Annotated in this window: 3 protein-coding genes; 1 reads left to right on the top strand and 2 read right to left on the bottom strand. The window is 73.9% G+C overall.

Features of this window, described 5'->3' with window-relative positions:
- Window positions 1-49: 49 nt before the first annotated feature.
- Together DW299_RS01830 and DW299_RS01825 are read right to left on the bottom strand one after the other, a co-directional pair.
- Window positions 50-1,033 carry a LacI family DNA-binding transcriptional regulator gene (locus DW299_RS01830; RefSeq protein ID WP_136035428.1) on the bottom strand — a complete coding sequence of 328 codons (984 nt, stop codon included), beginning with the start codon at window positions 1,031-1,033 and terminating at the stop codon, window positions 50-52.
- Between the two features lie 69 nt (window positions 1,034-1,102).
- A complete protein-coding gene (locus tag DW299_RS01825; RefSeq protein ID WP_136028602.1) occupies window positions 1,103-2,011 on the bottom strand; it encodes a tagatose-bisphosphate aldolase in 909 nt (302 codons plus the stop codon).
- Between the two features lie 84 nt (window positions 2,012-2,095).
- On the opposite strand from DW299_RS01825, the gene DW299_RS01820 reads away from it, so the two are divergent.
- The coding region (locus DW299_RS01820; protein ID WP_136035427.1) for a shikimate kinase at window positions 2,096-2,335 on the top strand (240 nt) is incomplete at its 3' end.

Here is a 2,335-nt window from a genome sequence, read left to right as displayed (position 1 = left end):
TCAGCCCGCGCGAGCATCGCCGCCCTGGGCTGACCGCGGGTCGAGCGGCTCAGACCGGGGCGGCCCCGGTGCGGCACGACTCGCGCTCGACCAGGTCGACGTCGATCACCGCGACCGCCGGCCCTGCGGGCTCCGCACCGCCGAGCCGGTCGAAGATGCGCTCCGCGGCGAGCGTGCCCAGGCGATACGGGTCCTGGTCGATCACGGTGAGCGCCGGCGTCAGAACGTCGGCCATCGGGAAGTCGCCGAAGCCGACGATCGCGAGGGGCTCGTCGCGCAGCGCCGCGGCGAGCGCCATCGAGCACCGCGCGTTGGCCGAGAAGAGGGCGGTGGGCGGGTCGTCGAGGGCCCGCAGCTGCGCCACCGCCTGCCGCGCCGCCTCCCGATCCGAGACGCCGGACCGCACCAGCCCCTCGTCGGCCGTGATCCCCGCCTCCGCGAGCCCGCGTCGCCAGCCCTCCAGCCGGTTCGCCTCGGTGGACAGGTGCACGGCGTCGCCGACGTAGGCGATCCGCCGGTGCCCGTGGCCGATCAGGTGCTGCACCGCCGCCACGGCCCCGCGCTCGTCGGCCTCGACGAACGTGTCGGCGTCGAGGCCGACGGGCGCCCGGTCGACGAACACGATCGGCGTGTGCTCGCGCCACCGTTCCAACCAGGAGTGGTCGACCCCGACCGGGGCGATCACCAGTCCCGACAGCTGCCGGCCGAGCATCGACTCGATCGCCGGACGCTCCCCCTCCGGGTCGGACCCCAGACTCGTGACGAGCGTGGACAGTCCGCGCCCGCGCGCGACGTCTTCGATGGCGCGGGCGATCGAGGCGAAGAACGGGTCGACGATGTCGGGCACCGCGACCCCGATGACCGAGGTCCGCCCGGCGCGGAAGGTGGTGGCCAGCACGTTGGGGACGTAGTTGAGCTCGCGCATGGCCTGCTCGACCAGGGCCCTGGTGTGCGGCAGCACGTGCGGGTCGTCGTTGAACACGCGCGAGACCGTCTTGGTGCTCACGCCCGCGCGCGCGGCGACGTCACGCATGGTCGTCACAGGTACCTCCTCGCCCCCGGGGCGGGGCAGCCTCCGGCCACCCTACCGGCCGCGCCGCGCTCAGCCGCGCCCGTCGACGGCGGCGGCCAGCTCGCGCAGTCGCGGCAGCGCGCGGGTCGTCAGCAGTTCCTCGCGGCGGGCGGCGTCGTACGAGAGGCTGTCCTTCCACAGCGAGCGTCCGGCCATCGCTCCCGCCGCCCCGTTCGCGACCGCCGTGGTGACCTGACCGATGAAGGTCTCGTGGTCGACCCCGGCCGACAGCACGGCCCACGGCACCCCCTGGGCCGCCTCGGTCACCGCGGCGCTGGCCTCGGCGGATCCCGGGTACTGCAGCTTGAGGATCTTCGCACCGGCCGCGACGGCGAGCGCGGCCCCCTCGGCGACGAGCGCCGGGAAGGCGTCCGCGTACTCCTCCTCGGTCTCGTCGTCGAGGCGGTAGGTGAGCAGCTCGACGATCAGCAGGAGTCCCTCCGCCTCGCACTCGGCGATGAGCGCGCGCATCTCGTCGGCGACGCGGGAGTCGCGCCCCTGCCGGTCGGGCCGCGTGTAATAGAGCATCTTGGCGACCCCGCCGCCGAGCTCGCGCACCGTGCGCGGGGTGACGCCGGGCACGAAGCGCGTGTAGCGCAGACCGTCGACGGTCTCGAAGCCGGACGCGTCGAGGCCCACCACGAGGGCGGTGTCGCGGTCGAGCACGCCGTCGTCGACGACGGCCGGCAGGGCGACCTCGGGGTCGAGCAGGATGGCCGGCGCGTGCACGGCCAGGTGGCGCACGAGGTCGGCCTTCACCGCCGACAGCTCTTCGCGGGTGATGGCGTCGGGGCCGCCCGGTGCGTCGGGGATGGCGGCCTTCATGCCGTTGCGCTGGTCGGCGGCGACGATGAGCATGCCGCCGTCGGGGGTGGAGAGGGACTGCAGGGCACGGCGTTCGAGCGTCGTGAGCGGGTTGGCGACGGTGCGGGTGAGCATGGGTTCCTCTTCTCGTGGGCAGAAACCGATGATCCGCGGAAAATCAACCATGACACCGGTGTCTTTCTCTTCTATGGTGGGGGTATGACCGAGACCTGTCAACCGTCGGACGCCCGCGTGGTCGTCGTGGCCGGGGTCGCGGGAAGCGGCAAGACCACCCTCGGCCGCGCCCTCGCCGCCGAGCTCGGCGTCCCGCTCCTCGACCTCGACGCCGTCACGACTCCCCTCCTCGACGCGCTCCCGCCCGAGCTCTGGGACGGCCACTGGCTGCACGGGCCGCATGCCGCCGCCGTGCGCGAGGGTCGCTACGCCGCGCTGCGGCAT

This window comes from Microbacterium sp. K35, assembly GCF_004794375.1.
Taxonomy (GTDB): Bacteria; Actinomycetota; Actinomycetes; order Actinomycetales; family Microbacteriaceae; genus Microbacterium; species Microbacterium sufflavum.
The sequence above is the reverse complement of the archived record's forward strand: the minus strand, read 5'-3'. Positions and strand labels throughout refer to the sequence as shown.

Excerpts from the sequence above, each read along its gene's own strand:
- DW299_RS01830 (WP_136035428.1), bottom strand. The coding sequence starts at position 1,033 with ATGCGTGACGTCGCCGCGCGCGCGGGCGTGAGCACCAAGACGGTCTCG.
- DW299_RS01825 (WP_136028602.1), bottom strand. The coding sequence starts at position 2,011 with ATGCTCACCCGCACCGTCGCCAACCCGCTCACGACGCTCGAACGCCGT.